Genomic DNA, 3699 nt, shown 5'->3' with positions numbered 1-3699 from the left:
GACGTATTCTTTGCAGTCGCAGTTTATGTCGAGCGTCGCAGCCGGAGGCGCGGGATTGCGTCGGTTCGTCATAATTTTACTCCAGATAATTGTGCGGTTGGGGCAGCGTGGCCGAAGGCTATGCCCGCTTGCGGACGTCGTTGAGCATGGCGATCAGAGTGTCTGACGGCGGCTTGAAGCGTCCAGGGCTGATTTCCGGCCCGCCATGCGCAGCCAAAATCCGCAGCTTCTCCTCTGAATCGGCGCGCAGATATGTTTCGGTGCTCTGGATGCTGGCATGTCCAAGCCATAGTGCGACCTTGCGAATATCGCCTGTCGCTGCGAGCGTGTGCATCGCGCAGGAATGACGCAATACATGCGGCGTGACTCGTTTGCGCAGCAACGACGGCTGCTTCTTTGCTGCCGCGTTGACATGTTTGGCGAGACGGAATGCGAAGCCATCGCGGGTGATGGGCTGCCCGTTCGCGTTGAGAAATACCTCGGCGACCTCAGTCTCAGGACGGATGACAAGCCATGCGCGGAGTGCGGACTGGGTCTCTTTCCATAGCGGCAAGACCCGCTCGCGACGGCCTTTACCCATGATGTGGACCGTCGAGAGCGATCGATCCGGGAAATCGCGCAGTTGCAGCGACACGAGTTCCGATACCCGAAGCCCCGCTGCATAGGTCAAGTGCAGCATAGCGCGATCGCGCGTACCGAGCCGTGTCCGAGGATCGGGCGCGTCGAGTAATGCCTTGATCTCGGCCCGGTCGAGATAATCGATCAGCGTCTTGTTTGCCTTCTTGCTGGGGATCGATCGAACCCGAAGCGCCTGGTCAAGACACGCCGGAACCCGATACTCGATGTACCGGAAGAAGGATCTGATCGCAGCGAGCCTGCCATTGCGGGTCCGCACACAGCTGCCGCGCTCGACCTCGACATGGCCGAGAAAGGCCATGATCATGTCGGTGCCGAAATCCTCGATCTCGAGATCGGTCGGTCGACGCTTCAGCCGATCGGATGCGAACCGGACCAGCAGGACGAAGCAGTTGGCATAGGTCTTCACCGTATGCGGGCTTACGGCGCGTTCCCGCGGCAGATGTTCGCGCAGGAAGGCTGTGAGATGGGGAGCAAGCGCCGTCATGCCGCTTCTCCCAGATACAGATCCTCGCTCGCGGCAGCGATGTCGCGCAGCAGCACTGGCGTGGCTTCGAGATACCAGTAGGTGTTGGCGACCGAGGTGTGACCGAGATAGACACTGAGCGCGGCCATGTGATGCGTCACGGCGTCCCGGTCCGGCGAGCAGGACTCGAGCGAGCGTACGGCGAAGGTATGCCGCAAATCGTGAAGCCGCATACCTGCAGTCCCGGTTGGTCCACGATATCCGAGCTGTCGCGCCAGCCTGACGAACACGACGTGGGCGCGGACCTTATGGGGTGCTCTTCCCCGGATCGTCACGAACAGATCGTTGCCCGTGGCACCGAGCCTTGCCCGGGTTGCGAGATAGGCCTCGAGAGCCTGACGGATTGATGGCTGCAAGGCGATTAGGCGCTGCTTGCCGAACTTGCCGTCGCGGACGATCAGACCGTCTTCGACCAGATCGTCGCACTGTAGTGCTAGAGCTTCGGAAATCCTCAGACCGGTCGCCGCCAGCAGACCGAACAGGTAATGATAGGTGAAGGGACTGATCATGCCCTTGGGCGGAAGATCGAGCGCCGCCTTCATGATCGCCCGGACCTGTTCCGGTTGGATGATGTGCGGCGTTGGTCGCGGACGCTTCCCCCGGCCAAACACACCGGCGGGCGGAACCTGGTTGGCTGGATCCTCGGCATGGGCAAACAAGCAGAAGTTGCGCACGAAAGTGAAGCCGGTCCGCGCGGTGTTCTGCGAAGTCGTCGCTCGGCACCAGTCGTAGATGCGGTCGATACGGGTGTGGCTGTCTCCGAAGCCAGTCGCGTAGGTGCCGAACTTGCGAAGCAGGCGCTCCTGCTCGAAAAATTTGCGACCGAGGCTGCGATGCAAAGCGACGTACCGCGAAATCTGTGCGTTTATCATGACAGGTCTCCGGGCCAGGGTTGTGCGATCTTCAAGAGCATCGGCAGATCGGTCTTGGCGTAAATGGCGGTGGTCTCGGGCGAGCTGTGGCGCAGGATGGTCCCGATGGACTCCAGGCCTGCACCAGAGCGCAGCATGTTGGTTGCAAGCGAATGCCGGAATATGTGCGATCCGGTCGGCAGACCTTCGATCCCGCCGCGCTCGAGTGTGCGTGCAACGATGCCGGCGATCTCGGCTGACGAACTGAATGGCCGGAACGGGGCTTGCGAACGCAAGAACAGGTGCGCTTCGATGGCCGTCGGGCGGGCCGCAGCAAGATATGCCAGGATCGCGTCGCCAACACCCTGTGGCAATGGCAAACGATCCGGTCGACGCGTCTTGCCCTTGACCTTCAGATGGCCGGATCGCCAATCGATATCGTCGAGACGCATATCCCGAATATCTCCTGCTCGCAGGCCAAGTCTGGCAAGCAGGAGAATGATCGCCTTATCCCGAACTTCCACCGGCCGACCTGTCGGGCAGGCTGCAATGATCCTCTCGATCGTTGCCGGGTCGATGTAGCGCGGCAATGCCGAAAGCCGGTATCTCCGTACGGAAGGCATTGCGTGCAGCAGCGCTGGGCGGCATTGGCCTCGGCCAATAAGAAACCGAAGATAGCTCCTCATGATCGTGGCGAGCAGCGAAGCCGATCCCGGGATCTCCTTGCTGCGACGCTCGAACGCATCTCGCAGAGTGGCAGCATCCCATTGTGCCGGCGCGCCGAGCATGGGCATCAGCCGCTCAATCTCTGCCCGGTATCGCCGGATCGTCTCGTCGGTCACGCCTCGATCCTGCCTGAGCCAACCGACATATGCCGCGACCTGCGGATCTTCGACCACCTTCACCGCGACCGGAGCGATGGCGCGCCGATCACGAAGAAACTCAACGAAGTGCCGTGTGCAACGCCGCCGTCGCTTCCTGCCGGAAGTGGTCAGCTTGCCGCGCTTGCGGAAAACCGGGCACCGACAATCGTGATCGGCATACTGTTTGGTGACCGTGTCATCGACATCGGTCCATGGACATCGCGATACCCGCAGCCAGGCCGCGAAGTGCTCCGCCTCTGAACGGTAGGCTTGCGCCACCCCCTTCGCGAGTTGGAGGCCATCGATCATATGCGAATAGTCAGCAAGATGACGCCCGAGATCGTAAATCCCATCGGCTACGTCGATGTAACCCTGGTCTTCGAGAAACCGGACAAAGCGCCTGACACGCGCCGCAAGATCGGCCTTGTAGGCTGTCGCTTGCGCTGAATACCTTGGGCACCGGCATCGATGCTGCTCAAAACGGCGCACGATGCGATCATCAACCGTCCCGAGCGCAATCCCGCGTAGTCCCAGCCAACACAGAAAATGGCGGATCGCTGCGCTGTACAGGACCGCACAGGCGGTTCCCTCTTCAACCGACAGAGAGGAGAGGAATGCACTGAATAGGGCGTTAGTACTGGGCGGCTCTCCAACCCTGCTTGGTGCAGGCTGAAACGACACAAATGATCTTGTTGGCATGGTGGTTCCTTCGACATGTTGAGGTCGAAGGACCGGTAATTATCTGGAGTAAAATCATGACGAACCGACGCAATCCCGCGCCTCCGGCTGCGACGCTCGACATAAACTGCGACTGCAAAGAATA

General features: G+C 60.6%; 3 protein-coding genes. All 3 read right to left on the bottom strand.

Annotation, left to right across the window (positions count from 1 at the left end):
• Positions 1-118: 118 nt before the first annotated feature.
• From KYK83_RS16945 to KYK83_RS16935, 3 genes are read right to left on the bottom strand one after another with little or no spacing between them, the layout of a single operon-like run.
• Positions 119-1123, bottom strand: coding sequence for a tyrosine-type recombinase/integrase (locus tag KYK83_RS16945; RefSeq protein ID WP_048884363.1), 1005 nt, complete (start codon positions 1121-1123; stop codon positions 119-121).
• Positions 1120-2034: a tyrosine-type recombinase/integrase gene (locus KYK83_RS16940; protein WP_006832488.1), complete on the bottom strand. Its 915-nt coding sequence runs from the start codon at positions 2032-2034 to the stop codon at positions 1120-1122. The genes KYK83_RS16945 and KYK83_RS16940 overlap by 4 nt, the downstream gene beginning before the upstream one ends.
• Positions 2031-3575, bottom strand: coding sequence for a tyrosine-type recombinase/integrase (locus KYK83_RS16935; protein ID WP_038575219.1), 1545 nt, complete (start codon positions 3573-3575; stop codon positions 2031-2033). The genes KYK83_RS16940 and KYK83_RS16935 overlap by 4 nt, the downstream gene beginning before the upstream one ends.
• Between the last annotated feature and the right edge of the window lie 124 nt (positions 3576-3699).

Source organism: Qipengyuania pacifica, assembly GCF_019857205.1.
In the GTDB taxonomy this organism is placed as follows: domain Bacteria; phylum Pseudomonadota; class Alphaproteobacteria; order Sphingomonadales; family Sphingomonadaceae; genus Qipengyuania; species Qipengyuania pacifica.
The sequence above is the reverse complement of the archived record's forward strand: the minus strand, read 5'-3'. Positions and strand labels throughout refer to the sequence as shown.

Bases quoted from the DNA above. Each gene is read 5' to 3' on its own strand.
- KYK83_RS16945 (WP_048884363.1), bottom strand. From the start codon at position 1,123: ATGACGGCGCTTGCTCCCCATCTCACAGCCTTCCTGCGCGAACATCTG.
- KYK83_RS16940 (WP_006832488.1), bottom strand. From the start codon at position 2,034: ATGATAAACGCACAGATTTCGCGGTACGTCGCTTTGCATCGCAGCCTC.
- KYK83_RS16935 (WP_038575219.1), bottom strand. From the start codon at position 3,575: ATGCCAACAAGATCATTTGTGTCGTTTCAGCCTGCACCAAGCAGGGTT.